Below are 232 nucleotides of genomic sequence, written 5' to 3'. Positions count from 1 at the left end.
GGGGCCTTAGCTCAGCTGGGAGAGCGCCTGCCTTGCACGCAGGAGGTCAGCGGTTCGATCCCGCTAGGCTCCACCAAATTATTTTTTGGAAAAGTTGTTGACATTCTATCTCTGAATTGTTAACATATAAAAGTTGCCAAAAAGCGACACGTTATGAAGTTCTTTGAAAACTGAACAGAAGCCAAGCGTACGAAGAGATACACGATATCTCATAGTAATAGAAAGTCGTAGT

At 44.0% G+C, this 232-nt stretch carries 1 tRNA gene; it reads left to right on the top strand.

Going from position 1 to position 232, the window contains the following annotated elements:
- A tRNA-Ala gene (locus FN960_RS22585) sits at nt 1-76 on the top strand.
- The last annotated feature ends 156 nt before the right edge of the window (nt 77-232 follow it).

Source organism: Alkalicoccobacillus porphyridii, assembly GCF_007293315.1.
Classification (GTDB): Bacteria; Bacillota; Bacilli; order Bacillales; family Bacillaceae_D; genus Alkalicoccobacillus; species Alkalicoccobacillus porphyridii.
The sequence above is the reverse complement of the archived record's forward strand: the minus strand, read 5'-3'. Positions and strand labels throughout refer to the sequence as shown.